The 26,158-nt window shown below is 67.5% G+C and carries 24 protein-coding genes and 1 riboswitch; of the genes, 20 read left to right on the top strand and 4 right to left on the bottom strand.

Annotated elements, in window-relative coordinates; genetic code table 11:
• The first annotated feature begins 17 nt into the window (after positions 1–17).
• From yghU to BLQ28_RS05010, 3 genes are read left to right on the top strand one after another with little or no spacing between them, the layout of a single operon-like run.
• Entirely contained in the window at positions 18–896 is an 879-nt protein-coding gene (yghU, locus tag BLQ28_RS05000; RefSeq protein WP_093237415.1) for a glutathione-dependent disulfide-bond oxidoreductase, read from the top strand.
• Between the two features lie 17 nt (positions 897–913).
• Positions 914–1,504: an NADPH-dependent FMN reductase gene (locus tag BLQ28_RS05005; protein WP_093237416.1), complete on the top strand. Its 591-nt coding sequence runs from the start codon at positions 914–916 to the stop codon at positions 1,502–1,504.
• 6 nt (positions 1,505–1,510) lie between these two features.
• Entirely contained in the window at positions 1,511–1,999 is a 489-nt protein-coding gene (locus BLQ28_RS05010; RefSeq protein WP_256327168.1) for a hypothetical protein, read from the top strand.
• A 468-nt stretch (positions 2,000–2,467) separates the two neighbouring features.
• On the opposite strand, the gene BLQ28_RS05015 is transcribed toward BLQ28_RS05010, so the two are convergent.
• Positions 2,468–3,379, bottom strand: a complete 912-nt coding sequence (locus tag BLQ28_RS05015) for a LysR family transcriptional regulator (RefSeq protein WP_093237417.1) — start codon at positions 3,377–3,379, stop codon at positions 2,468–2,470.
• Between the two features lie 185 nt (positions 3,380–3,564).
• Here BLQ28_RS05015 and BLQ28_RS05020 point away from each other — a divergent pair, with 185 nt between their 5' ends.
• The 9 genes from BLQ28_RS05020 to BLQ28_RS05060 all read left to right on the top strand — a co-directional run bounded on the left by BLQ28_RS05020 (position 3,565) and on the right by BLQ28_RS05060 (position 13,730).
• Positions 3,565–4,521 carry a tripartite tricarboxylate transporter substrate binding protein gene (locus BLQ28_RS05020; protein ID WP_093237418.1) on the top strand — a complete coding sequence of 319 codons (957 nt, stop codon included), beginning with the start codon at positions 3,565–3,567 and terminating at the stop codon, positions 4,519–4,521.
• 7 nt (positions 4,522–4,528) lie between these two features.
• Positions 4,529–5,440, top strand: a complete 912-nt coding sequence (locus BLQ28_RS05025) for an HTD2 family dehydratase (RefSeq protein WP_093237419.1) — start codon at positions 4,529–4,531, stop codon at positions 5,438–5,440.
• 22 nt (positions 5,441–5,462) lie between these two features.
• Complete coding sequence (locus BLQ28_RS05030; RefSeq protein ID WP_093237420.1) at positions 5,463–6,644, top strand: CaiB/BaiF CoA transferase family protein; 1,182 nt, start codon at positions 5,463–5,465, stop codon at positions 6,642–6,644.
• Complete coding sequence (locus BLQ28_RS05035) at positions 6,641–7,510, top strand: HpcH/HpaI aldolase/citrate lyase family protein (protein WP_176801014.1); 870 nt, start codon at positions 6,641–6,643, stop codon at positions 7,508–7,510. The genes BLQ28_RS05030 and BLQ28_RS05035 overlap by 4 nt, the downstream gene beginning before the upstream one ends.
• Before the next feature lie 44 nt (positions 7,511–7,554).
• On the top strand, positions 7,555–8,562 hold the full coding sequence (locus tag BLQ28_RS05040; protein ID WP_093237421.1) for a tripartite tricarboxylate transporter substrate-binding protein: 1,008 nt from the start codon (positions 7,555–7,557) through the stop codon (positions 8,560–8,562).
• Positions 8,563–8,761: 199 nt separating this feature from the next.
• Positions 8,762–9,559, top strand: coding sequence for a DUF3348 domain-containing protein (locus BLQ28_RS05045; RefSeq protein WP_093237422.1), 798 nt, complete (start codon positions 8,762–8,764; stop codon positions 9,557–9,559).
• 10 nt (positions 9,560–9,569) lie between these two features.
• Positions 9,570–12,356 (top strand): DUF802 domain-containing protein, encoded by a 2,787-nt coding sequence (locus BLQ28_RS05050; protein ID WP_093237423.1) that lies wholly within the window; start codon positions 9,570–9,572, stop codon positions 12,354–12,356.
• Positions 12,356–13,009: an OmpA family protein gene (locus tag BLQ28_RS05055; RefSeq protein WP_093237424.1), complete on the top strand. Its 654-nt coding sequence runs from the start codon at positions 12,356–12,358 to the stop codon at positions 13,007–13,009. The genes BLQ28_RS05050 and BLQ28_RS05055 overlap by 1 nt, the downstream gene beginning before the upstream one ends.
• Complete coding sequence (locus tag BLQ28_RS05060; protein WP_256327169.1) at positions 13,002–13,730, top strand: DUF2894 domain-containing protein; 729 nt, start codon at positions 13,002–13,004, stop codon at positions 13,728–13,730. Before BLQ28_RS05055 ends, BLQ28_RS05060 begins: the two co-directional genes overlap by 8 nt.
• Here BLQ28_RS05060 and BLQ28_RS05065 read toward each other — a convergent pair.
• Together BLQ28_RS05065 and BLQ28_RS05070 are read right to left on the bottom strand one after the other, a co-directional pair.
• Entirely contained in the window at positions 13,717–14,280 is a 564-nt protein-coding gene (locus tag BLQ28_RS05065; protein WP_256327170.1) for a CinA family protein, read from the bottom strand. The genes BLQ28_RS05060 and BLQ28_RS05065 overlap by 14 nt on opposite strands.
• On the bottom strand, positions 14,277–14,927 hold the full coding sequence (locus BLQ28_RS05070) for a DJ-1/PfpI family protein (protein ID WP_093237425.1): 651 nt from the start codon (positions 14,925–14,927) through the stop codon (positions 14,277–14,279). Before BLQ28_RS05070 ends, BLQ28_RS05065 begins: the two co-directional genes overlap by 4 nt.
• A 194-nt stretch (positions 14,928–15,121) precedes the next feature.
• On the opposite strand from BLQ28_RS05070, the gene phbB reads away from it, so the two are divergent.
• The 3 genes from phbB (at position 15,122) to ybaL (ending at position 19,082) form a co-directional block, all read left to right on the top strand.
• Entirely contained in the window at positions 15,122–15,859 is a 738-nt protein-coding gene (gene phbB, locus BLQ28_RS05075; protein ID WP_093237426.1) for an acetoacetyl-CoA reductase, read from the top strand.
• Between the two features lie 123 nt (positions 15,860–15,982).
• Complete coding sequence (locus BLQ28_RS05080; protein WP_093237427.1) at positions 15,983–17,326, top strand: dicarboxylate/amino acid:cation symporter; 1,344 nt, start codon at positions 15,983–15,985, stop codon at positions 17,324–17,326.
• A gap of 37 nt (positions 17,327–17,363) precedes the next feature.
• Positions 17,364–19,082 (top strand): cation:proton antiporter domain-containing protein, encoded by a 1,719-nt coding sequence (ybaL, locus tag BLQ28_RS05085; RefSeq protein WP_093237428.1) that lies wholly within the window; start codon positions 17,364–17,366, stop codon positions 19,080–19,082.
• A 40-nt stretch (positions 19,083–19,122) separates the two neighbouring features.
• Here the strand turns inward: ybaL and BLQ28_RS05090 are convergent, their stop codons facing one another.
• A complete protein-coding gene (locus tag BLQ28_RS05090; RefSeq protein WP_093237429.1) occupies positions 19,123–19,527 on the bottom strand; it encodes a hypothetical protein in 405 nt (134 codons plus the stop codon).
• Between the two features lie 138 nt (positions 19,528–19,665).
• Here BLQ28_RS05090 and BLQ28_RS05095 point away from each other — a divergent pair, with 138 nt between their 5' ends.
• The 5 genes from BLQ28_RS05095 (at position 19,666) to cobW (ending at position 26,147) form a co-directional block, all read left to right on the top strand.
• A complete protein-coding gene (locus BLQ28_RS05095) occupies positions 19,666–19,887 on the top strand; it encodes a hypothetical protein (protein WP_093237430.1) in 222 nt (73 codons plus the stop codon).
• 101 nt (positions 19,888–19,988) lie between these two features.
• Positions 19,989–20,259: riboswitch (cobalamin riboswitch) on the top strand.
• Between the two features lie 134 nt (positions 20,260–20,393).
• Complete coding sequence (locus BLQ28_RS05100) at positions 20,394–22,598, top strand: TonB-dependent receptor (RefSeq protein WP_093237431.1); 2,205 nt, start codon at positions 20,394–20,396, stop codon at positions 22,596–22,598.
• A gap of 8 nt (positions 22,599–22,606) precedes the next feature.
• Entirely contained in the window at positions 22,607–24,166 is a 1,560-nt protein-coding gene (locus BLQ28_RS05105) for a PepSY domain-containing protein (protein ID WP_093237432.1), read from the top strand.
• A gap of 41 nt (positions 24,167–24,207) precedes the next feature.
• Positions 24,208–24,885 (top strand): energy-coupling factor ABC transporter permease, encoded by a 678-nt coding sequence (locus BLQ28_RS05110; RefSeq protein WP_093237433.1) that lies wholly within the window; start codon positions 24,208–24,210, stop codon positions 24,883–24,885.
• A gap of 197 nt (positions 24,886–25,082) precedes the next feature.
• The gene (gene cobW, locus BLQ28_RS05115) at positions 25,083–26,147 is read left to right on the top strand and encodes a cobalamin biosynthesis protein CobW (RefSeq protein WP_093237434.1); all 1,065 of its coding nucleotides are present in this window, start codon (positions 25,083–25,085) and stop codon (positions 26,145–26,147) included.
• Positions 26,148–26,158 lie beyond the last annotated feature (11 nt).

A 26,158-nucleotide genomic window follows, 5' to 3' on the forward strand; every position in this document is an offset into this window, starting at 1 on the left:
CCTTGGGAACACATCGCATGAATGGCACTACGGCCTACACGCCGCCCACCGTCTGGTCCTGGAACAAGGAAAGCGGCGGCCGCTTCGCGAACATCAATCGCCCGATCGCCGGCGCCACGCACGAGAAAGACCTGCCGGTGGGCCGGTATCCGCTGCAACTTTATTCGCTGGCGACGCCCAATGGGGTGAAAGTGACGGTGATGCTCGAAGAGTTGCTGGCGCTGGGCCACGCCGGCGCCGAATACGACGCCTGGCTGATCCGCATCAGCGAAGGCGACCAGTTCGGCAGCGGCTTCGTGGCGGTGAACCCGAACTCCAAGATTCCCGCGCTGATGGACCGCAGCGGCGACACGCCCATCCGCGTGTTCGAGTCCGGCGCGATCCTGCAGTACCTGGCCGAAAAGTTCGGCGGCGCCTTTTTGCCGACCGAACGGGCGGCCCGCGCCGAATGCCTGTCGTGGCTGTTCTGGCAGATGGGCAGTGCGCCGTACCTGGGTGGCGGCTTCGGGCACTTCTATGCCTACGCGCCCACGAAGATCGAATACGCGATCGACCGCTTCGCCATGGAGGTCAAGCGCCAGCTCGACGTGCTCGACCGGCGGCTGGCCGAGAGCCGCTACCTGGCAGGCGACGACTACACCATCGCCGACATGGCCGTCTGGCCTTGGTACGGCACGCTCGCCAAGGGCCAGTTGTACGAGGCGGGCGAGTTCCTCCAGGTGGGCGAATACACGAACGTGCTGCGCTGGACCGACGAGATCGCCAAGCGCCCGGCGGTGCAGCGAGGCCGCATGGTCAATCGCGCCTGGGGCCAGCCGAGCAGCCAACTGCACGAGCGCCACGACGCCGGCGACTTCGAGACCCGGACGCAAGACAAGCTCGAAACACCCACCTGAACACGAGGCGCACAACCATGGGCGACAAGATCCTCGTCTTCTACGGCTCGTACCGCTCCGACCGCATGGGCGTGCGGCTGGCGGACTACATCGTCTCGGGCATCCGGGCGCGTGGCGACGACGCAGAGCTGATCGACGCGAAGGCGGTCGACCTGCCCATGCTCGACCGCATGTACAAGGAATACCCCAAGGGCACCGCGCCCGCGGCCATGGAGGCGCTGGCCGAAAAGATCCGCACGGCCGACGCCTTCATCTTCGTTACCGGGGAATACAACTGGGGGCCGCAGCCGGGCCTGAAGAACCTGACCGACCACTTCCTCGAAGAGTGGTTCTGGCGGCCTGCCGCGGTGGCCAGCTATTCGGCGGGGCGCTTTTCCGGCGTCCGCTCGGGCACCGTGTGGCATTCGATCCTGTCGGAGATGGGCATGGTCGTCGTTTCCAGCACCCTCGCAGTCGGGCCGATCTCGCAGACGCTGGATGCCAGCGGAAAGCCGACCGGCCCTGCGGGCGAATCGCTCGACCGGTCGTTCGGCCGGTTTGCGGATGACCTGGCGTGGTGGACCGAGGCTGCGCGGGCGCAGCGGGCGCGCAAGGCGCCGCCTTATTGAACGTGGATGAAAAGTACTGTCGTGGTCGGTGACCGGGATCGATCAAACGACCTCGGTGGTCGTCGCCCGGCTGGCTTGCTCAGTTGGGCTGTTCGGCACCGCACGGCGGGCCTGCTGCTTGCCGCTTGCCTCCTGACGGCCTGTGATGCCGCAACCGAACCACCGAAGGCCCAACTCAGCCCCGAGGCCATTGCGCTGCGCGACGCCTCGCCCGAACTGGTGTTCAAGGGCGTGCTGGCAGGCAAGCCTGTGCATCTGCTCGTTCACGACTGCGAGGTCTTCCAGATCGCCGGGGACCCGCAAGGGCAGATGACGTGGACGCGCGTTCTGCGCACCGATCCCTATCCCTTTGCCTTTTGCGAGCGGCAGTCGCTTGTGGTCAAGGACAGCGCCGTGATCGTCACGCTGGGCCGTCGGGCGTTCGGCTCGGGTGGCTGCTGCGCGGTGGGCGGAACCTACCGGACGACGGATGGCTGGACCTGGAAGGAGCAGTAGGCCGTTATCGGGGAAGGCACCTTGTTCACCGCTCAAAATTTGAGCAAACTGATTATTCCTTTTGTAAAACAACAACTTATGAAGGCTTTACAAGGCTTCGCATGAGTTATCCCCAAAGTTGTGCACTGAAAATGGGGACTACGTTGGTTTTGCCGCGTTCCGCCTGAAGAACGTGAGGTCCAACCACACTTTTGTACTCAAAAAAGTGCGCTCAGCAGCTTCTTTGGAGCCATTTCAGGCTAACCAACGGCCCAAAGGCTGCCAATCTTGTTCACCGCTCAAATTTTAAGCAAGTTAAGGAAAGTCCTTATAAAACAATAACTTATATTGCTTTTACAAGGCTCCTCATGAGTTACCCCCAAAGTTGTCCACGGAAAATGGGGACGAGATCATTTTTGTTCACAATCGGCCGCAAGTGCCTGTTTTTCCGTCCGCGCAGCAGCGCAAACGCCAAAGCCGCCGTGGCGTTCAGGCGGGCTCGGCCAACTGCCCGGCGTAGTGCCGGCACAGCGTTTCGACCAGCGCCTGCGCATAGATCGGCAGCGCTGCGCGGTCCCGCACCAGCAGGTAGCGCTCCCGCACGCACCACGCATCGCTGAGGTCGATCAGCGCCAGCTGCATGCTTTCCTGGTTGCGCCGCGCGGCCGATTCGGGCACCACGCCGATGCCCACGCCGCTGCCGATCATCCGGCACATGGCGTCGAAGCTGCCGAGCTGGATGCGCAGCTTCTGCCGCTTGCCGAGGTTGTCGGTGATCTGCGCCAGGAAGGCCTGCAACGTGCTGCCTTGCTGCATGCCGATGGCGTCTTCGTCGAGCGTTTCCGCGAATGAAATCCTGCGGCGCTTCGCGAAGCGGTGCTTGCGCGACGTCACCAGCACCAGCCGGTCGGTGCTGAAGTGGATCGCCTCCAGGCCGAGCGTGTCGACGCGGCCGGCCACGATGCCGATGTCGGCGCGGCCGTCGAGCACGCCGCGCGGGATCTGAGCATTCGGTTTTTCCTGAAGGTCGACGTTGATGCGCGGGTTGTGCGCCAGAAAAGCCGGCAGGATCTCGGGCAGGAAGTCGGTCACGGCCGTGGTGTTGGCGAACACGCGCAGGTGGCCGCGCAGGCCCCCGCCGTATTCGAGCAGGTCGGCGCGCAGCTGCTCGGTCTGGTGCAGCACCAGCCGCGCGTGATGCAGAAAGGCTTCGCCCGGCGGCAGCAGGCGCACGCCGCGTGCCTCGCGCTGCAGCAATTGCAGGCCGGCCTGCGTTTCGAGCGCCTTGATGCGCGCGCTGGCCGCTGCCAGCGACAGATGCTGGCGTTCGGCGGCCCGCGTCAGGTTGCCCAGTTCGGCCGTGGCCACGAAGAGCCGCAGGTCGGTGAGATCGAAAAGCATCGCGCAATGGTAGCCAAGCCTTCGGAATTTCAGAAGACTGGGTTCCGAAATCGCAGATTGCGCGTAGGGGAAGGGCGCACGACCATGGGCCCATGGAGACACGACAACACGAACCGGTGAGCAGCGGATTAAGAGTCCGTTGCTTCACCAAGGCGCCCAAGACGCGATTCCGCGCATTCGCACTGATGGCTTTTGCCGTAGCAGCCACGCTTGTTCACGCAGGCCCGGCGAACGCCGAGCCATACCCCTCGCGCCCTGTCACGCTCATCGTTCCGCAGGCAGCCGGCGGCACCAACGACATCGTCGGACGCCTCGTCGGCCAGAAGCTGGGCGAGGTGATGAACAACGCGAGCGTGGTGGTCGACAACCGGCCCGGTGCCGGCGGCAACATCGGCACGCAGCTCGTCGCCAAGGGGCCGAAGGACGGCTACACGCTGCTCATGACGATCAGCAGCAGCCAGGCGATCAACCCGGCGCTCTACAGAAACCCGGGCTTCGACCCGGTGAAGGACTTCAAGCCCGTGGGCCTGATCGGTGCGGTGCCCAACGTGCTGCTGGTCAACCCCTCGTTTCCGGCGAAAGACTTCAACGAATTCCTGAAGCTCGCTCGGCAGAAGGGCGCCAACTACCAGTACGCCTCGGCCGGCAACGGCACGCTCAACCACCTGCTGGGCGAAATGCTCAACAGCATGGCCGGCATCTCGCTGCAGCATGTGCCCTACAAGGGCGTGGCGCCTGCGCTCAACGACGTGCTGGGCGGCCAGTTGCCGATCGTGTTCGCGAGCCTGCCTTCGGCGCTCGCGCACATCAAGGCGGGCAAGCTGCGCGCGCTGGCGGTGAGCGGCGACAGGCGCTCGCCGGTGCTGCCCGATGTGCCCACCATCGCCGAAGCAGTGCCGGGCTACAACGGCACGCTGTGGATCGGCCTGTTCGCGCCCGCCGGCGTGCCGGCCGATGTGCTGGCCACGCTGCAGGAAGCCACGCGCAAGGCGTTGGCCGCGAAGGACCTGCGCGACAAGCTCGACCAGCAGGGCGTCGAGATCGCGCCGCCGACCTCGCCCGAACAATTTTCGAAACTGCTGCAGGACGACCTTGCCAAGTGGGCACGCATCGTCAAGGCCTCCGGCGCTGCGGTCGATTGAAGAACCCATGAGCAACAACACCCACCCTGAAAAATCCTCCCCGCGGATCGACGGCGAAGCACTGGCAAAGCTGCAGGCCTGGCAGGGCCGCAGCGAAACGCTGGCCGACGACATCAACGCCACGCCCGTGCGCGCGTTCTCGGCCACGCTCGACCGCGACGACCCGCCACCCGTGGCCGGCACGCACCTGCCGGCGCTGTGGCATTGGCTCTACTTCCTGCCGCACCATCGCCAGTCCGAGATCGGCGAAGACGGCCATGCCAAGCGCGGCGGTTTCCTGCCGCCCGTGCCGCTGCCGCGCCGCATGTGGGCCGGCGGGCGCCTGAACTGGGAGCCGGGCAATCCGCTGCAGGTGGGCGATGCGGTGCAGCGCACCTCGACCATCGTGTCGGTCACCCACAAGGCTGGCCGCAGCGGCGAACTGGTGTTCGTGCTCGTGCGGCATGAAGTGCGCAACGAACGCGGGCTGGCGCTGACCGAAGAGCACGACATCGTGTACCGCGCCGCCGCCGAGCCCGGCGAGAAAGCGCCGCCGCCGACGCCGGCCCCGAAAGACGCCGCCTTCAGCCGCGACATCGTCCCCGACGACGTGCTGCTGTTCCGCTATTCGGCGCTGACCTTCAACGGCCACCGCATCCATTACGACCGACGCTACGTGACCGAGGTCGAGGGCTATCCGGGCCTGATCGTGCACGGCCCGCTGATCGCGACCTTGCTGGTCGACCTGCTGCGCCGCAACGTGCCGGGCGCGCAACTGGCGCGCTTCGAGTTCCGTGCCGTGCGGCCAACCTTCGACATCGCGCCATTCCGCGTGCACGGCAAGCTGGCCGAAGGCAACAGCGACGGCAAGACCTTCAGCCTCTGGGGCGAAGACGCCGACGGCTGGCTCACGATGCAGGCCACGGCTGTGCTGGCCTGAAAACAAGAAGGAGGAAAGACACATGACAAGACCTCTGGATGGCATCACCGTCGTGTCGCTCGAACACGCGATCGCGGCACCGTTCTGCACCCGGCAACTGGCCGACCTGGGCGCCCGCGTCATCAAGGTGGAGCGGCCCGGCGACGGCGACTTTGCGCGTGCCTACGACGGGCGCGTGCTCGGCGAGGCCTCGCACTTCGTGTGGGTGAACCGCTCCAAGGAAAGCATCACGCTCGACCTGAAGCAGCCCGCCGCGCTGGCGGTGCTGCAGGAACTGGTGGCTGATGCCGATGTGCTGGTGCAGAACCTCGCACCGGGTGCGGCGGCGCGCATGGGGCTCGGTGCCGCGGCGCTGCAGGCGAAGCACCCGAAGCTGATCGTCTGCGACATCTCGGGCTACGGCGAAGACGGGCCGTACCGAGACAAGAAGGCCTACGACCTGCTGATCCAGAGCGAGGCAGGCTTTCTGTCGGTGACCGGCACGCCCGACGAGCCATGCAAGTCGGGCAATTCCATCGCCGACATTGCTGCCGGCATGTACGCGTACACCGGCATCCTGGCGGCGCTGCTCCAACGGGGCAAGACCGGCGAGGGCTCGCACATCGATGTGTCGATGCTCGAATCGCTCGCGGAGTGGATGGGCTACCCGATGTACTACGCCTACGACGGTGCACCGCCGCCGCCGCGCAGCGCCGCGTCGCACGCGACCATCTATCCGTACGGGCCGTTCCCGGCGGGTGACGGCGGCACGGTGATGCTGGGCCTGCAGAACGAACGCGAGTGGCGCCTGTTCTGCGAGAAGGTGCTGCTGCAGGCCGCGCTGGCGACCGATGCGCGCTTCGACAGCAACGCACGGCGCAACGAGAACCGCGAGGCCTTGCGCGCGGTGATCGTCGAGACCTTCGGCGCGCTGAGCACCGCGCAGGTGCTCGAACGCCTCGACGCGGCGCAGATCGCCAATGCGCGCATGAACGACATGGCCGGCCTCTGGGCGCATCCACAACTGCAGGCGCGCGATCGCTGGCGGCAGGTGGGTTCGCCGGCCGGCGACATTCCGGCGCTGTTGCCGGCGGGGCGGCAGAGCGCCTTCGACTACCGCATGGACCCGGTGCCGGCGGTCGGCGAGCACACCGAGGCGATCCTGCGCGGCCTCGGCCGCAGCGAGGCGGACATCGCGGCGTTGCGCGAGGCGAGGGCGGTGTGAGCGGGGCTGCCGATACGCCGCTGGCGCTGGCGCGCACCTTCCTTTTCGTGCCGGCCGACCGGCCCGAGCGCCATGCTCGTGCGCTGGCGACGGGGGCGGGTGGCGTCATCGTCGACCTTGAAGACGCCGTGGCGCCCGAGCGCAAAGCGGCGGCCCGCATGGGCCTGGCCGCTTCGTTCACCGCATTGCCCGAGGCGGACCGCAGGCGTCTGCTGGTGCGCATCAATGCAGGCGGCACGCCGTGGCATGACGACGACCGAGCGGCTGTCGGCGAGATGGTGGCGCAGGGGCTCATTGCCGGGGTGATGCTGCCGAAGGCCGAGCAGCCTGCCGATCTGCGGCAACTGGCGCAGGCCGTCGGACCTCGGGGTGTGCTGGTGCCGCTGATCGAATCGGCCGCAGGTCTTGAGGCAGTCAACGAACTGGCCGCCGCGCCGCAAGTGCTGCGGCTCGCCTTCGGCAACCTCGACTTTCAGGCCGACCTGGGGCTCGCCTGCGATGCGGACGAAGCCGAGCTGGTGCCCGTGCGCCTGGCGCTGCTGCTGGCCTCGCGCCGGGCGGGCCTTCCCGCGCCCATCGATGGCGTGACGCCCGACTGGCGCAACGCGCAGCGCCTTGCCGCCGATGCGGCGCGCGCCCGGCGCGGCGGCTTCGGCGCCAAGCTTTGCATTCACCCCGATCAGGTCGCGCCCGCGCATGCCGCGCTCGGCCCCAATGCCGAAGAGCTGGCGTGGGCCCGCCGCGTGATCGACGCGATCCGCACCGCGGGCGGCGGCGTGGTCAGCCTCGACGGGCGCATGGTCGACGCGCCCGTGGTGCGGCTGGCGCAACGCCTGCTGGCGCTCGACGCGCAGGCGCCGCCCTGATCCGCGACCCCCGCAGATTTCCAATAACCACAGGAGACAACGAAGTGACAGCAACGAAGAAGAACTGGAAGGTCCGCGGCCTGCTCGCGGCATCGCTGGGCGCCTGCCTGCTGGCTGGCCAATCGCCCGCAATGGCCGAGGCAGCCTGGCCCGACAAGCCGATCGTCATGGTCGTGCCGTACTCGGCCGGCGGCCCGACCGACGTGGTGGCGCGCATGCTCGCCATTCCCATGGGCAAGTCGCTGGGGCAGACCGTGATCGTCGAGAACACGGTCGGCGCGGGCGGCACCATCGCGCCCACGCGCGTGGCCAGGGCGGCGCCCAATGGCTACACCATCCTGATCCACCACATGGGCATGGCCACCGCGCCCGCGCTCTACAAGAAGCTCAACTACGACCCGCTGAAAGACTTCGAGTACGTCGGCCAGGTGATGGACGTGCCGATGACGCTGCTCTCGCGCAAGGACTTTCCGGCCAACAACTTCCAGGAGCTGCTGGCCTACGTGAAGGCCAACAAGGACAAGGTCACGCTGGCTAACGCCGGCACGGGTGCGGTGTCGCAGCTGTGCGGCCTGCTGTTCATGCATCAGATCGGCGTGCAGCTCACGACCATTCCGTACAAGGGCGCGGGGCCGGCGCTCAACGACCTCATGGGCGGGCAGGTCGACCTGCTGTGCGACCAGACCACGCAGACCGCGCCGGTCATCAAGGACGGCAACCGCGTGAAGGTGTTCGGGGTGACCACGCCGAAGCGGCTGTCGAGCATGCCGAACATTCCGACGCTCGACGAGCAGGGGCTGAAGGGCTTCGACGTGAAGGTGTGGCACGGCATCTACGCGCCCAAGGGCACGCCGCCGGCCGTGATCGAGAAGCTGAACGTGGCCCTGCGCGCCGCGCTGCAGGACGACATGGTCAAGAAACGCTTTGCCGAACTCAGCACCGAGGCCGCACCGATGGACAAGGTCACGCCCGAAGCGCTGCGCACGCATCTCGCGGCCGAGATCGACAAATGGGGCAAGGTGATCCGCGCGGCGGGGGTGCAGGCGGACTGATCCGGCAAGAGAGAGCAGGAGGCGGCGCCTGGGATCGCGGGGGCGCCGCCGGGCGCCGTGAGGGCCTTGCCGGCGTCCACGCCCGCAAGGCGCGCGCCGGGGCGCGGAAGGATGTCACGCAAGGTTACCTCTACCGTGGGGAGCCGAGGCCCGGCCACGTTTTGCCAGTGTAGACTGCCGAGTTTTTCGTTCGGGCGGTATGGCGCAAGCTTCACAGCGCACAGTTTTTCACGGCTCGACGCTCGTTCGCTTGCTTTCCAGACTGACCGACATCGACGTCCGTGAATCCAGACAAGGCACTGCGGATCGTTTGAGCCAATGGTTCGGCTGGACCGATGCCATTTCATTGTCTGCGGCGCTGGATGGCAGTCCGGCGGCCGCGCAATCCAGCGCGCGCGCGTCCGGCAATGCCGAAGAGGCCGAGTGCGCCCGCGTGCGCAGCGCGCTGGCACAGGCCATTGCCGAAGACTGCGTTCCCACGGCCGCCAAGCGGCGAGGGCCGCCGGCCGCGGCGGCCGCTGCCCCTGCCGCCGCTGATGCCCCGGTGGACGCCGCCGCCGCCTTCGCCCCGTTCCGCCGGCGCTGCCTCACCCGTCAACAGGCCATGGAAACGCGCATCGGCCCCTTGCGCGCGCGTGTGCGGGCCACGCTGGCGGCCAGGTCGCCCACCATGGCCCGGCTGGCCGCCGTCGACGTCGTCATGGAGCAGGTGCTGGTCGCGCAGGAGCGCAGCCTGCTGGCGACCGTGCCCGTGCTGCTCGAAAAGCATTTCGGGCGCCTGCGCCAGGCGGCTCAGGCCGCCCAAGCCGCGCAGGCTGACCAAGCCGACCAGACCGACCAGACCGATCAAGTCGCGCCGGCCACCGCCGGCGACGCCCCCTCATCCTCCGAGTGGCTGAACGTGTTCTGCAAAGACATGCAGGCCGTGCTGCTCGCCGAACTCGACATTCGATTGCAACCGGTCGAAGGGCTGCTCGACGCCCTTCGCACGAGTTAACCAGACCCCCATGAAAAGATTTCTTCACTACGCCGCATTTTTCGTAGGCTTGGCCGCCGTGTGCTGGGTCGCCGTCGGGTACATCGGCTCGAATCCGCTCGCGTTGTTGATCACGCTGCTCATCGGCGCGTTCTACCTGATGGGCGCGCTGGAGCTGCACCGCTTCCAGCAGGCCACCGCCACGCTGTCGCATGCCGTCACCGACATGCCCCAGCCGCCATCGAGCCTGGGCCAGTGGCTCGACCAGCTGCATCCTTCGTTGCGCAATGCGGTGCGCCTGCGCGTCGAGGGCGAGCGCATCGGCCTGCCCGGCCCGGCCCTGACGCCGTACCTCGCGGGGCTGCTGGTGCTGCTGGGCATGCTGGGCACCTTCCTCGGCATGGTCGTCACGCTGAACGGCACCGGCTCGGCGCTGGAACACGCGACCGACCTGCAGGCCATGCGCGCCTCGCTGGCGGCCCCGGTCAAGGGCCTGGGCGTGGCATTCGGCACCTCATTGGCGGGCGTGGCCGCGTCGGCGATGCTGGGCCTCGTGTCCGCTCTGTGCCGGCGCGACCGCCTGCAGACCGCGCAACTGCTCGACACGCGGATCGCGACCACCTTGCGCGTCTTCTCGCTGGCGCACCAGCGCGAAGAGTCGTTCAAGCTGTTGCAGGCACAGGGCCAGGCGATGCCGGCGCTGGTCGACCGGCTGCAGCTCATGATGGAAACGATGGCGCAGCAGAACCACGCACTGAACGAGCGCCTGATCTCCAGCCAGGACAGCTTCCACGGCAAGGCCGAGGCGGCCTACGCCAGCCTGGCCACCTCCGTCGACCATTCGCTCAAGCAGAGCCTGACCGAAGGCGCGCGCATTGCCGGCGCGACCATCCAGCCGGTCGTCGAAGCCACCATGGCCGGCATCGCCCGCGAAACCGCGGCGCTGCACGACACCGTCGGGCACAGCGTGCAGCGGCAACTGGACGGCCTGTCGAGCCGTTTCGAGGCCAGCGCCGCCACCGTGGCCGACATCTGGAAGAGCGCGCTCGACGGCCATCAGCGCGCGAGCGAGGACATGTCGAAAGACCTGCGCGGCGCGCTCGGCCAATTCGCCGAGACCTTCGAGCAGCGCTCGGCCGCGCTGGTGGACAGCGTCTCCGGCCGCCTCGAAACCACCGTCGGCCATGTGTCGGACAACTGGCGCAACGCCTTGGCGCAGCACGAGCGCGCCAGCGAAACCCTGTCGGGCGACACGCAACGCGCCTTGGCAGCTGCTTCTGCCACCTTCGAGCAGCATTCGGCGTCGCTGCTGCGCACGGTCGGCCAGGCCCACACCGATCTGCAGACCGAGATGGCGTCGCGCGACCAGCAGCGGCTGACCGCCTGGACCCAGGCGCTCGAAGCCATGGCTGCGTCGCTCCAGCAGGAGTGGCAGCAGGCGGGCGCACGCGGCGAGAGCCAGCAGCAGGAAATCTGCAAGACGCTTGCCGAGACCGCCGGCCAGATCGCGGCCCAGACGGACGCGCACGCCAAGAACACCATCGCCGAGATCGGCCAGCTCGTGCAGGCCGCATCGGAAGCGCCGCGCGCGGCAGCCGAAGTGATCGCCGAGTTGCGCGGCAAGCAGGCCGACTTCGAGCAGCGCTCGGTGTCGCTGCTGCAGACGGTGGGGCAGGCCCACACCGACCTGCAGACCGAGATGGCATCGCGCGACCAGCAACGGCTTGCCGCATGGACCCAAACACTCGAAGCCATGGCCACGTCGCTGCAGCAGGAATGGCAGCAGGCCGGCGTGCGCGGCGAGAACCAGCAACAGGAAATCTGCAGGACGCTCGCCGAGACCGCCAGCCAGATCTCGGCCCAGGCAGACGCGCACGCGAAAAGCACCATCGCCGAGATCGGCCAGCTCATGCAGACCGCGTCGGAGGCACCACGCGCCGCGGCGGAAATGATCGCCGAGCTGCGCGGCAAGCAAACCGACTTCGAGCAGCGCTCGGTGTCGCTGCTGCAGACGGTGAGCCAGGCCCACACCGACCTGCAGACCGAGATGGCATCGCGCGACCAGCAACGGCTCGCCGCGTGGACCCAGACGCTCGAAGCCATGGCCACGTCGCTCCAGCAGGAATGGCAGCAGGCCGGCGTACGCGGCGAGAACCAGCAGCAGGAAATCTGCCGGACGCTCGCCGAGACCGCCCGCGAGATTTCCGCGCAGACCGAGGCGCAAGCCAAGAGCACCATCGCCGAGATCGGCCAGCTCATGCAGGCCGCTTCGGAAGCGCCACGCGCTGCGGCCGAAGTGATCGGAGAGTTGCGCCAGAAGCTGACCGACGGCATGGCGCGCGACAACGCGATGCTGGAAGAGCGCAGCCGCATCCTGGGCACGCTCGAGACCCTGCTCGATGCGGTGAACCATGCCTCCACCGAGCAGCGCACGGCCATCGACGCGCTGGTCGCCGCATCGGCGGACCTGCTGGACCGCGTGGGCACGCGCTTCACCGACAAGGTCGATGCGGAAACCGGAAAGATGGCCGAGGTCGCCGCGCAGATCACCGGCAGTGCCGTCGAGGTGGCGAGCCTGGGCGAGGCCTTCGGCTTTGCCGTGCAGCTGTTCGCCGAATCGAACGACAAGCTGGGCGCGCAGCTGCAGCGCATCGAAGGCGCGCTCGGCAAGTCCGTCGCGCGCAGTGACGAGCAACTGGCCTACTACGTCGCGCAGGCCAGGGAAGTGATCGACCTGAGCATCATGTCGCAAAAGCAGATCGTGGAAGACCTGCAGCAGCTGGCCAGCCAGCGGATCGCGGCGGGCAGCGAAGCGTGATGACCGAGGACATCGACGCCGGCGCCGAGCCGACGGTCCCCGTCTGGGCCGTCTTCGGCGACCTGATGGCGGGGCTGCTGGGCGCTTTCGTGCTGATCCTAGTGTGCGTGATCGGCATGCAGCTGGAACTGGCGAACAAGCTCGAAGCCGAGGTCAAGCAGCGGCAGATCGAGGCGAAACGGCTGCAGACATTGGAGCAGGCCCTGGCAGGGCCGCTCGCAGCGGGCCGGGTGACGCTGAACAACGGCCGCATCGGCATCAGCGGCAACGTGCTGTTTGCCCTGAACTCGGCCGAGCTGCAGCCCGAAGGGCGGCAACTGCTCAAGAGCCTGGCCGCGCCGCTGACGGCGTATCTGCAGGCCCGCGACGAGATCCTGATGGTCAGTGGCTTCACCGACGACCGGCAGGTGCGCGGCGGCAACCGCCAGTTCGCTGACAACTGGGAGCTGTCGGCCCAGCGCGCGCTGACGGTGACGCGCGCGTTGATCGAGGAAGGCCTGCCGTCGTCCTCGATATTCGCCGCCGCCTTCGGCGCCGAGCAGGCGGTGGCCTCGAATGCCGATGCCGAGGGGCGCTCCCGCAACCGGCGCGTGGAAATGGCGCCGACGCCGCGGCCATCGAACGCGGCCCAGACCCCAAAGCCCCGTGAGTAACGACAGCGACGCACGCGCAGCCGATGCGGCATCCGCGCCGGGGGACAACGTGGACCCCGCCGCGATGCTCGCTGGGTGGCGCGCGCGCGGCGAGCACCGCATCGACCCGGTGCGCTTCCGTTTCATCGAGGCACTGGCACGGCGCACCGCCGCGCTGCAGGGCGATGCGCGGCGCATCCTGGACGGCAAGCTGACGGTGCTGCTCGCGGCCTATGGCGAAGGTGTCGAAAGGGTTCGGGGCGTCGATGGCGCGGCAACGGCACCGGCCGGTGCTGAACAGCTGGGCGCATCGCCAAGCGGTGCGCTCGCGGAACTCGTCGAACACATCGCCCAGGTGTCGGCCCATGACGATGCCCCGGTGCCGGGCGAGGCGGCGGCCAGCCTCGCTTCGACCGGCGAGCTGAAGACCTTCAGGTATTTCAGGGGCACATGGTCGAGGCTCAGTGCCGAGCGGCGGCTGACCCAGTCGCTGGCGAAGGTGCCCGACAACGCCGGCCCGCTCAACTCGCACCATCTCGTGCACCGGTCGCTCATGCTGATGCGCGACCTGTCGCCGGAGTACCTCAACCGGTTCATGTCGTATGTCGACACCCTGCTATGGGTCGAGCAGGTGAACACCGGCAGCGCGAGTGCACCCGCGGGTGCGAATGCACCGCGCGCGGAGAGCGCCCGCAAGACCGGGCGCAGCGCCAACAGCGCCAATGGTGCTAAGGCGGGCTGATGCCCGCGCGGGCCTCGGTTGCCCGCAGCGTCTCGTCGAACAACTGGAGCAGCTGCCGCGCGAACACTTCCATGTTCGCCGGGCGATCGGTATTGCCGGTCTCGATGGTCCGGCTGACGGTGATCTCGTTGGCGCCGGCAACGGCCACGCACACATGCCCCGGCGCGTCGCCGTACGGGCTGCCCGAAGGCCCGGCCGCACCGCTTTCGCAAATGCCCCAAGTCGCGCGATGGCTGTCGCGCATTCTGGCGGCGATGAAACGGGCGTAGGGCTCGGTTTCGCCGCGCATGCCGGCCATGTCTTCGCGCGTGAGCCCCAGCAGGGCCTTGCCGGCGCGCCGCGAATAGACGACCGCGCCACCCAGGAAGAACGCCGACGCGCCCGGAATGGCGAGCAGTGCCGCCGACACGAGTCCGCCGGCCGACGATTCGGCGACCGCCACCGTCTGCTGCCGCTCGCGCAGCGTGGCGCCGACGCGGGCTGCGAGCACGGCCAGCGGTTCGAGTGCGGGCGCGCCGGTGGGCGGCGTGGAAGAGGGCGCGATGGTCACGGTGTTCCCGATGCGCGCCTGACCGGCCGCTGCACGTAGGCCGGTGCCCGTTCATGGCTCGCCGTGCTGCCGTACACCGTGTCCGCCGGGTAGTACTCGGCCTGCAGCTGCACCTTCGCGGCGGCTTCCTCGCCGGCCGTGTGCGCGATGAAGGCCAGCATCAGGTCGGTGCCGGCCGATACGCCGGCCGATGTCCAGACGTTGCCATCCTGCGCGAAGCGCTGCTCGACCACCTTCACGTCGCCCAGCGCGCGCAGGCGGTCGAGCGATCCCCAGTGCGTGGTCGCCGTCTTGCCCGAGAGCAGGCCGGCCGCATGCAGCACGAAGGCGCCGGTGCACACCGACAGCAGCGCCTTGCAGCCGGGTGCCTGACCGGCCAGGAAGCGCACCATCGCGGGGTTGTCGACCTCGCGGCGCGTGCCCATGCCGCCGGGCACGAGCAGGCAATCGAGCGGCGGGCAGTCGGCAAAAGACACGTGCGGGTTGATGGACAAGCCCTTGGCGCAAGCCACCGGCTCGCGCTTCTCGGCGACGATCAGGCAGTTGGCGGGCCCTGCCGCCAGCTTGCTCCACATGGTGAGCATTTCCCAGGGGCCGACGAAGTCGAGCTCCTCGACATCAGGGAAGACGATGATCCCGAAATTCATACTTTCGAACTCCTTGGTGATTGAGGCCGTGCAAGAGCGTACAGACGCAGCATAGAGGCCTGCACCGCGCCGTGATTTGGTGACAGCTGGTTGCAAGCTTGGCTCAGTGTTTTCCTCAGAGTTCGATGGCGTGAAAATGGCTAGAGTGAAGGCGGCCGTTCAGGCTTTTGCTACGTACACATCAAGGAAATTTCATGAGCAAGAAAGTTGCATATGTCACCGGGGGCATGGGTGGCATCGGAACAGCCATCTGCCAACGTCTGCACAAGGACGGGTTTACCGTGATCGCCGGTTGCGGTCCTACGCGCGACCACGCCAAGTGGCTCGCCGAACAGAAAGCCGAAGGCTTCGAGTTCCACGCCTCCGTCGGCAATGTCGGCGACTGGCAATCCACCGTCGAGGCCTTCTCCGCTGCCAAGGCGGCGCATGGCCCCATCGACGTGCTGGTCAACAACGCGGGCATCACGCGCGACCGCATGTTCCTCAAGATGACGCCCGAAGACTGGAGCGCGGTGATCGAGACCAACCTGAACAGCATGTTCAACGTCACCAAGCAGGTGGTGGGCGACATGGTTGAAAAGGGCTGGGGCCGCATCATCAACATCAGCTCGGTCAACGGCGCCAAGGGCCAGGCGGGCCAGACCAACTACTCGGCGGCCAAGGCCGGCATGCACGGCTTCACGATGGCGCTGGCGCAGGAGCTGGCCAGCAAGGGCGTCACGGTCAACACCGTGAGCCCGGGCTACATCGGCACCGACATGGTCAAGGCCATCCGCCAGGAAGTGCTCGACAAGATCGTGGCCACGATCCCGGTCAAGCGCCTGGGCGAGCCGAGCGAGATCGCCTCCATCATCTCGTGGCTCGCGACGGACGAAGGCGGCTACAGCACGGGGGCCGACTTCTCGGTCAACGGCGGCCTCCACATGCACTGAGCATGCTGACCTGCACCTGATGAGAAAACCCGCCTCGGCGGGTTTTTTCATTTCATCGATGCGGGTTCTACGGATAGAAAGCCGCCAGCACGGGTCCTACAGTTTCAACTCTCCGGAGGCACCATGGAAAACACAACAAGTACATCCGCCAGAAAGCTCCCTCTGTACCGGTCGCTCTACGTGCAGGTGATCACCGCGGTGATCATCGGCGTGCTGCTCGGCCACTTCTATCCCTCGGTCGGGGAAGCCATGAAGCCTTTGGGCGACGGCTTCATCAAGCTCATCAAGATGATCATTGCGCCGATCATCTTCTGCACGGTGGTGGTCGGCATCGCCGGTATGGAAGACATGAAGAAGGTGGGCAAGACCGGTGGTCTTGCGCTGCTGTACTTCGAGGTGGTCAGCAGCATCGCGCTGGTGGTCGGGCTGGTGCTGGTCAACGTGCTGCAGCCCGGCGCGGGCATGAACGTCGATCCGGCCACGCTGGACACCAAGTCGATCGCCTCGTACACCGGCCCGGGCAAGATGACCGGCACGGTCGACTTTCTCCTGAACATCATTCCGAACACGCTGGTCGACGCCTTCGCCAAGGGCGAGATCCTGCAGGTGCTGCTGATCGCGGTGCTGTTCGGCTTTGCGCTGCATCGCTTCGGCGGGCGCGGCACGCTGGTGTTCGACGTGATCGAGAAGGGCTCGCACGTGCTCTTTGGCATCGTCAACTACATCATGAAGCTGGCGCCCATCGGTGCCTTCGGCGCGATGGCGTTCACCATCGGCAAGTACGGCCTGGGCAGCCTGTTCTCGCTCGGCAAGCTGATGGGCACCTTCTACCTGACCTGCCTGCTGTTCATCTTCGTGGTGCTGGGGCTTATCGCGCGCTTTCACGGCTTCAGCATCTGGAAGTTCATCAAGTACATCAAGGAAGAGCTGCTGATCGTGCTGGGCACGTCGTCGAGCGAGTCGGTGCTGCCGCGCATGATGGAAAAGATGGAGAACCTGGGCGCCAACAAGACCTGCGTGGGCCTGGTGATTCCGACGGGCTACTCGTTCAACCTCGACGGCACGTCCATCTACCTGACGATGGCGGCGGTGTTCATCGCGCAGGCGACCAACACCCACATGACGCTGGTGCAGGAGATCACGCTGCTGGCTGTGCTGCTGCTCACCTCGAAGGGCGCGGCGGGCGTCACGGGCAGTGGCTTCATCGTGCTGGCGGCCACGCTGTCGGCGGTGGGGCATGTGCCGGTGGCGGGGCTGGCGCTCATCCTGGGCATCGACCGCTTCATGTCCGAAGCCCGTGCGCTGACCAACCTGATCGGCAACGGCGTGGCCACCATCGTGGTCGCCAAGTGGACCAACGAGCTGGACGAGAAGCGGCTGCATGCCGGGCTCAACAACGAGACCTGGGTCGAGGCCCAAGAGCCCGAGGTGCTCGAGGGCGCGCGCGCCAACAAGATGGCCGGTTGACACGAAGGGGTAGACGTCGTTCCTGCAAAATGGAGCGATGCCCCACAGCGTTTCCCTCATCAACACGATTGCCGCCGGCCTCGGGCTGGCGCTGGTGTTCGGCTTTCTCGCTGCCAAGCTGAGGTTGCCGGCGCTGGTGGGCTACTTGTTGGCGGGCGTGATCATCGGGCCCTTCACACCGGGCTTCGTGGCCGATGCGGAGATCGCCGCACAGCTCGCCGAAATCGGCGTGATGCTGCTGATGTTCGGTGTCGGCCTTCATTTTTCTCTCGACGATCTGCTGGCGGTACGCAAGATCGCGCTACCCGGCGCGTTGGCGCAGATTGCCGTGGCCACCTTGCTCGGCGGCGGCCTGGCGATGTGGTGGGGCTGGAGCCCCGGCGCGGCGCTGGTGTTCGGGCTGGCGCTCTCGGTGGCCAGCACGGTCGTGCTGCTGCGCGCGCTCGAAAGCCTGGGCATTCTCGATTCGTTCACCGGGCGCATCGCCATCGGCTGGCTCGTAGTCGAAGACCTGGCCATGGTGCTGGTGCTCGTGCTGATGCCGCCGCTGGCCAGCACACTGGGCGGCCATGGCGCCCAGCCCGGCGAGGTGGCAACGCCGCTGTGGCAGACGCTCGGGCTCACGCTGCTGCAGGTCGGTGGCTTCGTCGCGCTGATGCTGGTGGTGGGGCGGCGGGTGTTTCCCTGGATTCTTTGGCAGGTCACGCGCACCGGCTCGCGCGAGCTGTTCACGCTGTGCGTGGTGGCCGCGGCCGTGAGCATCGCCTTCGCTTCGGCGGCGCTGTTCGGCGTGTCGTTCGCGCTCGGCGCCTTCTTTGCCGGCATGGTGATGCGCGAGTCGCAGTTCAGCCACCGCGCGGCACAGGAGTCGCTGCCGCTGCGCGACGCTTTCGCCGTGCTGTTCTTCGTGTCGGTCGGCATGCTGTTCGACCCCTCGGTGCTGATCGAACGGCCGCTGCAGGTGCTGGCGGTGGTGCTGGTGATCGTTGTGGGCAAGTCGCTCGCGGCCTGCGCGCTGGTGCTGGTGTTTCGCTACCCGCTGGCCACCGCGCTCACGGTGAGCGCCAGCCTGGCGCAGATCGGCGAGTTTTCTTTCATCCTCGCGGGGCTGGGCGTGTCGCTGGGCCTGCTGCCGGTCGAGGGCCAGAGCCTCGTGCTGGCCGGGGCGCTGATTTCCATTGCCACCAACCCGTTGTGGTTCAGCCTGATCGCGCCGCTGCAGAAATGGCTGCATGCCCATTCGGCGTTTGCGCGCGGTCTTGAATCGCGCGACGACCCGCTCGCCGAACTGCCCATGACCACCGAGGCCAAGTACCTCTCGCGGCAGGTGGTGCTGGTCGGCTACGGCCGGGTGGGGCGCCGCATCGCGGCCGAACTCGAGGCGCACGACATTCCCTACGTGGTGGCCGAGCAGAACCGCGAGCTGGTCGAAAAATTGCGCGAGGCCGGCATCCCGGCCGTGTGGGGCGATGCGGCCGATCCGGCGGTGCTGATCCAGGCGCATGTCGCGCGGGCCCGCGTGCTCGTGGTCGCCACGCCCGACACCATGAACGTGCGCCAGATGATCGAGACGGCGCGCACGCTCAACCCGACCATCCAGACCGTCATCCGCAGCCACAACGAGCAGGAGGCCCAGCTGCTCACGCAGGAAACCTCCGTCACCGTCTTCCTCGGCGAGCATGAACTGGCCCAGGCGATGGCCCGCGACGTGGTGCAGCGGGCCGTGTCGATGGCCATGCCAGTGTCGGTGGCCTGACGGGGCCGGTGGCCTGACGGGGCCGGTCCGGCGCCCGGGTTCAGAGGTCTTCGATGACCAGCATGCGGTAGCGCTGGGCGATCGAATAGGGCACGGTCCGCACCAGTTCCATCAGCCGCTCGGCCGTGGCGCCGTCCCGCGTTTTGACCAGCAGGCCCGTGTGGCCGCTGCGCGCCAGCCGGGCGAAGGCGCGTACCGTCGCGGCGTCTGTGCCGGGGGACGGCAGGGGGTCTTCGACGGTCTTCACGGTCGGCGCGATCTCGGCCAGGACCGTCTCGGCGGGCAACAGATAGACCTCGTCGCCGCTCATGCCTTTTTCGATCAGGCGGTGGCCGATGCGGTTCGCGTCTTCCGCACTGGGGAACATCACCATCGAATAGCCGGTCGGATAGAAGGCGCCACCGACGCTCGATCGCATGTGGGTCTCAAGAATGAATTGCTTCATGCGGCCTCCTGGAGTCCATGAGGGTCCCTGGCTACAACATTAGGTCGCGCGGCGCGGATGCGCTGTAGGAGAAGCCCGAAAGCTGTCAACCGCGCGTGTTCTTCGTCCATTCAACGGTGACACCACTTGCATTGCCCCATGTCTTCCGCCCGAAACATCGCACTCACCGTCCACGAACTGGAGGCCGGCGAGTTCTATTGGGTGCTGATGGAAGCGGTGGACGACACGCCGGGCGAGACCACCCACGTCTACGTGCCGCTGGAAGCCGCCCACGAGCCCTATGCCACCTACTCGAACGCGCTGGTGGCGGGCGTTGCGGCGTTGCGGCGGCTGTTCGGACCCGACGGCAGGCCCCGCTGAACCGGGGCTGAACCCCGCCTGAGCCGCGCGTCGGGAGCGCCGGCAACAGGCCGCTCCCTATAATCCCGCGGTTTTGGTGTGTTAATTTTTATTACTCACACCAGAAACCACGGTTCGAAGGTGCCCCGCATGCCATCCATTGGCCTCGGGGTTAAACGGGAAGCAGGTGCGCCACGTCGTCGCTGACGCGGTCATTCCTGCGCTGCCCCCGCAACGGTCGGCGGATCTGGAAACCCTCGGGCCCATGCCTTTTTCGGCATGGGCAGCCACTGCGCTTCGGCGTGGGAAGGCGAGGGTTTCGGCTCCGGTGCGCATTCTGCGCATCGGGGCGCTCCGCAAGCCCGGATACCGGCCTTCGCAACCGCCTTCGGACGCTGCGGGAGTGCGTGTCCGGGCCTGCCGTTGCGCCGCCTTCGCGTGCACCGGCACCGCCCGTTCGCACCTCTTCCCACGTCCTCGATCGGTCAGGAACCTGCGGGGACGCAGGTCGGAGGAGGGGAATTCAAATGGATCAGGCATCGCCAGCGCGCGATCGCACGGGCGCGCCACGGCAATGGGCGCGCCTTTCGGGGCTTTCAGGTCTTTCGGGCCTTTCACTGGGGCTGGGGTTGGCTTTCGGGCCCGTCGCCGCCTTCGCGGAGACGGCAGGAGAAACGACGGGCACGGGCAGCAACAGCCTGGCGCCGGTACAGGTTGAGGCCAGCCGGCACACGCCGCTGGCCATCGACGAGCCCGCGCACACCGGCAGCCGCCTCGGGCTCACGCCGCTCGAAACGCCGGCCAGCATCGAGGTGCTGAGCGGCGACACCATCCGCGCGCGCGGCGACGTCTCGGTGATCGACGCGGCCACCCGCGCCACCGGCATCACCGGCTCGCCCGCGCCCGGCAACGGCGGCACGTCGATGGCGGCGCGCGGCTTCTCGGGCCACGGCTCGGTGATGCAGCTGTTCGACGGCACGCGCCTGTACGCGGGCGCGGGCACCGTCACCTTTCCGTTCGACACCTGGTCGGTCGACCGCATCGAGGTGCTGCGCGGCGCGGCCTCGGTGATGTTCGGCGAAGGCGCCATCGGCGGCGCGATCAACGTCGTGCCCAAGAAGCCCACGCGCGGCCCGATCCAGAACGAAGCGCTCGTGACGTACGGCTCCGACGCCACGCGCCAGGTCGCCTTCGGCAGCGGCGGTGCGATCAACGACAAGCTGTCGTACCGCTTCGACATCAGCCACCGCAAGACCAACGGCTTCATGGCGCGCGGCGAGGCCGAGAGCCTGGCCGTGGGCGCGGCCGTGCGGCTGGATGTGTCGCCGCAGCTGCAGTTCACGCTGTCGCACGACGAAGGCCGGCAGTCGCCGCAGCGCTACTACGGCGTGCCGCTGATCGACGGGCGCCTGAACGACCGGACGCTGCGCCAGAACTACAACCTCGATGATTCGGAGCTGAAGTACCGCGACAAGTGGACCCGGCTCGACGCCCAGTGGACGCCGAACGATGCGGTCACCGTGCGCAACCAGCTCTACCGGCTGGAGAGCAAGCGCCACTGGCGCAACAGCGAGACCTACACCTTCAACGCCACCACCCGCCAGGTCTTGCGTGGCGACTACCTGGAAATCGGCCACGACCAGGAGCAGATCGGCAACCGCACCGACGCCACCTTCCGGCATTCGCTGTTCGGCATGGCCAACCAGGTGCTGGTGGGCTTCGACATGAACCACATCGACTTCCTGAATTCGAGCGACTCGCCCTATGGTGGCCGCTCGGTGGTCAACCCCTTCGTGTTCCAGCCCGGCTACTACGCCTCGCCCGTGGCCTACCTGCCGCGCTACAAGACGAAGACCAACACCTACGCCTTCTTCACCGAAGACAAGCTGGCCTTCAACGAGCAGTGGTCGGTGGTCGGCAGCCTGCGCTGGGACCACGCCAAGGTTTCGCGCGTCGACCAGCAGAACCTGTCGAGCCGGCTGGACAAGACCTTCGAGTACGCCACCGGCCGCCTTGGCGTGGTGTACGCGCCCGATGCCTCGCAGTCGTTCTATGCCCAGGTGGCGCGCGCGGCCGATCCGCTGACCTCGCTGATCAGCACCTCGGCCACGCAGGTGCCCTTCGACCTGAGCACCGGCCGGCAGGTCGAGGTGGGCTACAAGCGCCAGCTGGCCGATGGCCGTGGCGCCTGGACCGTGGCCGCCTACCGCATCGAGAAGACCAAGCTGCTCTCGCGCGACGCCAGCGACCCGAGCAAGACCCAGCAGATCGGCAAGCAGTCGTCCGAAGGCATCGAGGCCACGCTCGACCTGGCACTGACCTCGACGCTGCGGCTCGAAGCCAACGTCGCCCGGCTGCGCGCGCGTTATGACGACTTCAACGAGGTGGTCGGCAAGTCGCTGGTTTCGCGCGCGGGCAACACGCCGTCCGGCGTGCCTGAGGCGACGGCGAACCTCTGGCTCAACTGGCGCTTCCTGCCGCAATGGGAGGCCGATTTCGGCGTGCGCTACGTGGGTTCGCGGCAGGTCGATACGGCCAATTCGCGCAAGATCGGCGCCTACACGGTGGCCGATGCCGGCGTGAGCTGGCAGGTGAACCCGTCGACAAAGCTGGCGCTGCGCGGCTACAACCTGACCGATCGCAAGTACCCGGTGTCGTTCTCGAACGGCGGCAACCAGTGGCTGCTGGGCCGGCCGCGCTCGTTCGAGCTGTCGGCGCTGGTCAACTTCTGAGCACGACCATGACCTCCGCATGGCGCCGCGCCTGGCCCCGTCTTCGCCACTGGCTCTACTGGACACACCGGTGGTTGGGCATCGGCGGCTGCCTGCTGTTCGTCATGTGGTTCGTCTCGGGTGTGGTGATGATGTACGTGGGCTATCCCACGCTCACCGACGAAGAGCGGCTGGCCGGCCTCGGGCCGTTGCGCTTTGAGCAGGCGGTGGTGCCGCCATCCGCCGCGCTGGAAGCACTGCCACCGGCCGCGCGCGCACAACCGCCGCGCCGCATGGTGCTCGAAGTGCAGGGCGGCAGCGCGCCGGAACCCGTCTGGCGCATCACCGACGCACGCGGTGGTCGCCACACCATCTCGGCACGCGACGGCCATGCGCTCGGCCCGGTCGATGCGGCGCAGGCGGAGGCCACTGCGCGCGGCTTTTCAGGCCAGCCCGGCGCGCGCTGGGCCGAGACGCTGGAGCGCGACCAGTGGACCGTGCCGCAAGGCCTGAATCCGCTGCGCCCGCTGCATCGCATCGAAGTCGGCGACGCGGCCGGCACCGAGCTGTACGTGTCCTCGCGCAACGGCGAGGTGGTGCGCGACACCACGCGTTCGGAGCGCTTCTGGAACTGGCTGGGTTCGGTGCCGCACTGGATCTACTTCACCCCGCTGCGTGCCGACCCGCCGCTGTGGCACGAGGTGGTCGTGTGGCTGTCGGCAGCGTGCATCGTCTCGGCGGTGACGGGCATCGTCATCGGCATCCTGCGGGTTCGGCTGCGCCGGCGTTTCCGCAACGGCGCGGTCACGCCGTACAAGGGGTGGATGGCCTGGCACCACATCGCCGGCCTCATCGGCGGTTTCTTCGTGCTCACGTGGATCATCAGCGGCTGGCTGTCGATGAACCCCAACGGCTGGTTCCAGCGCGGGCCCGGCGACGTGGCGGCGATGGCGCGCTACACCGGCGCAGGGTCGTCGCCATTCCCCTGGCCGCCGGCTTCGTTACCGGCGGGCGAAGGCGCCGCCGCACCACGCGAGGCATTGCCGATGTGGTTCGACGGCAGGCCGCTGCTGCAACTGCGCGATGCGCAGGGGCGTGTGCGCGTGGTCGATGCCGCAACGGGCGCGCCCGCCACGATCAGCCGCGACGACATCGTGCGTGCCGCCGCCCGCCTGCGCCCCGGCGCCACCGTGACGCAGGCGACGCTGCAGATGCGCGAAGACTTCCACTGGTACGGACACCACCGCGAGCGCGTGCTGCCCGTGTGGCGGCTCGAATTCGACGACGCCGCGCGCAGCTGGATCTACATCGACCCTTCCAGCGGGCAGGTCGCCGGCAGCAACGACCGCAACGCGCGCCTGCGCCGCTGGCTCTTCAATGCGGCGCACAGCCTCGACTTTCCCTGGCTCATCCAGTACCGGCCGGCCTGGGACATCGTGGTGTGGCTGCTGTCGATCATCGGCACGGTGGCTTCGGCCAGCGGCGTGGTGATCGGCTGGCGCCGGTTGCGGCGCAAACCCTCGTTGCGGGAGCGCGGCGCGCGCCCCGGCGTTCATGGCGGGGCTTGCGCGAGCAAGCCCATCAACTAACAATCAACTTTCGCACTTCGGTGCAATTCAGGAGGTGCTCGATGCACATCGAACCAGGTCTCGTCGACGGATCCAAGATTTTCCTCAGCTACGCGACGGCAGCCGCCGCGCTGGCCTACACAGGCAAGGTGGCGTTCGACACGCTCATGAAGGACGGCCCCGCCGCCCTGGTGCTGCGCTCGGCCATTGCCGTGGCGCTGGTGTTCTGCTTCTTCGAGGTGTTGCCGCATCACCCCGTGGGCGTGTCCGAGGTGCACCTGATCCTCGGCACCACGCTGCTGCTGGTGTTCGGGCTCGCGCCCGCGGCCATCGGCCTGGCGGGCGGGTTGCTCATCCAGGGCCTGTTCTTCGAGCCGCAGGACTTGCCGCAGTACGGCATGAACGTCACCACCTTGCTGGTGCCCCTGTTCGCGACGGCCGCGCTGGCACGGCGCATCATTCCGAAGAACGTGGCCTACGTGGACCTCAGCTACCAGCAGGCTTTCAAGCTGTCGGTGGCCTACCAGGGTGGCATCGTGGTCTGGGTCGGCTTCTGGGCGCTCTACGGTCGCGGCACCGGCCTCGAGAACATCGGCCAGATCGCCAGCTTCGGCGCTGCCTACATGACCGTCGTGCTGGTCGAGCCACTGGTCGACCTGGGCGTGCTGGCTGCGGCCAAGGCCTGGCGTCGCCTGCAGGGCACGGCGTTCGTCGAGCGCCGCCTGTACAGCAGCATCTGATCCGGATTCAGCGGCACGCACTCCCCGGGGGCGACCCCGGGGCGTGCCGCATCCATTGCCGGCGCCGGAGGCCCGGCGCTCCATCTCCGCTTCGTCGGCTCCGGGCCGATGCCGCTCGTGCGGATCGCGGGCGCCGTCGAGCGCCCGTCTCCGCGTTACCCATTCCATGGCCATCGGCGCCTGAAAGAATCCACTTCATGACCCCAAGCAACGCCAAGATCCCCGTCACCATCGTCACGGGCTTCCTCGGCAGCGGCAAGACCACGCTGCTGCGTCACATCCTCGGCAACGCCGAGGGCCGCCGCATCGCGGTGATCGTCAACGAGTTCGGCGAACTCGGCATCGACGGCGAGATTCTTCGTGGCTGCGGCATCGGCTGCGACGAGGAAGGCAACGAGCGCGAAGGCGCGCTGTACGAACTGGCCAACGGCTGCGTCTGCTGCACCGTGCAGGAAGAATTCTTGCCCGTGATGCTGCAACTGGCCGAGCGGCGCGGCGACATCGACGCCGTGATCATCGAGACCTCGGGCCTGGCGCTGCCCAAGCCGCTGGTGCAGGCCTTCCAGTGGCCGGACATCGCCAACATCTTCACCGTCGATTCGGTGGTCACCGTGGTCGACGGGCCCGCCGCCGATGCGGGCCAGTTCGCCGAGAACCCCGCGGCGGTCGATGAAGCCCGCCGTGCCGACCCCAATCTCGACCACGAATCGCCGCTGCATGAGCTGTTCGAAGACCAGCTCTCGGCCGCCGACCTCGTGGTGCTCAACAAGACCGACCTGATGGACGACGCCGCGCGCATCCGTGTCGAGGCTCTCGTGCGCGAAGAGCTGCCGCCCGAAGTGAAGATCGTCGCCGCCACCGAAGGCAAGCTGCCGCTGGCGCTGCTGCTGGGCCAGGGCCGCGCGGCCGAAGCCACCATCCACCTGCGCGAAAGCCACCACGACCACGAGGAAGACCACGACCATGACGAGTTCGACTCGCTCGTGATTGAACTGCCGGCCGTGGACCGCGACAGCCTTCTGGCCGTGCTCGGCAAGCTGGTCGAGCAGCACACCATCTACCGCGTGAAGGGCTTCGTCGCCATTCCCGGCAAGCCGATGCGCCTTCTGGTGCAGGGCGTGGGCCGTCGTTTCGACCACCACTTCGACCGCCGCTGGCGCGATGACGAAGCGCAGCGCACGCGCCTGGTGTTCATCGGTGAAGACCTCGATGAAGGCGCGCTGCGCAAGGCACTGGAGAGCGTGGCCGCCGTTCCCGCCTGATGGCCTGACCG

Source organism: Variovorax sp. EL159 (assembly GCF_900100965.1).
GTDB lineage: Bacteria > Pseudomonadota > Gammaproteobacteria > Burkholderiales > Burkholderiaceae_C > Variovorax.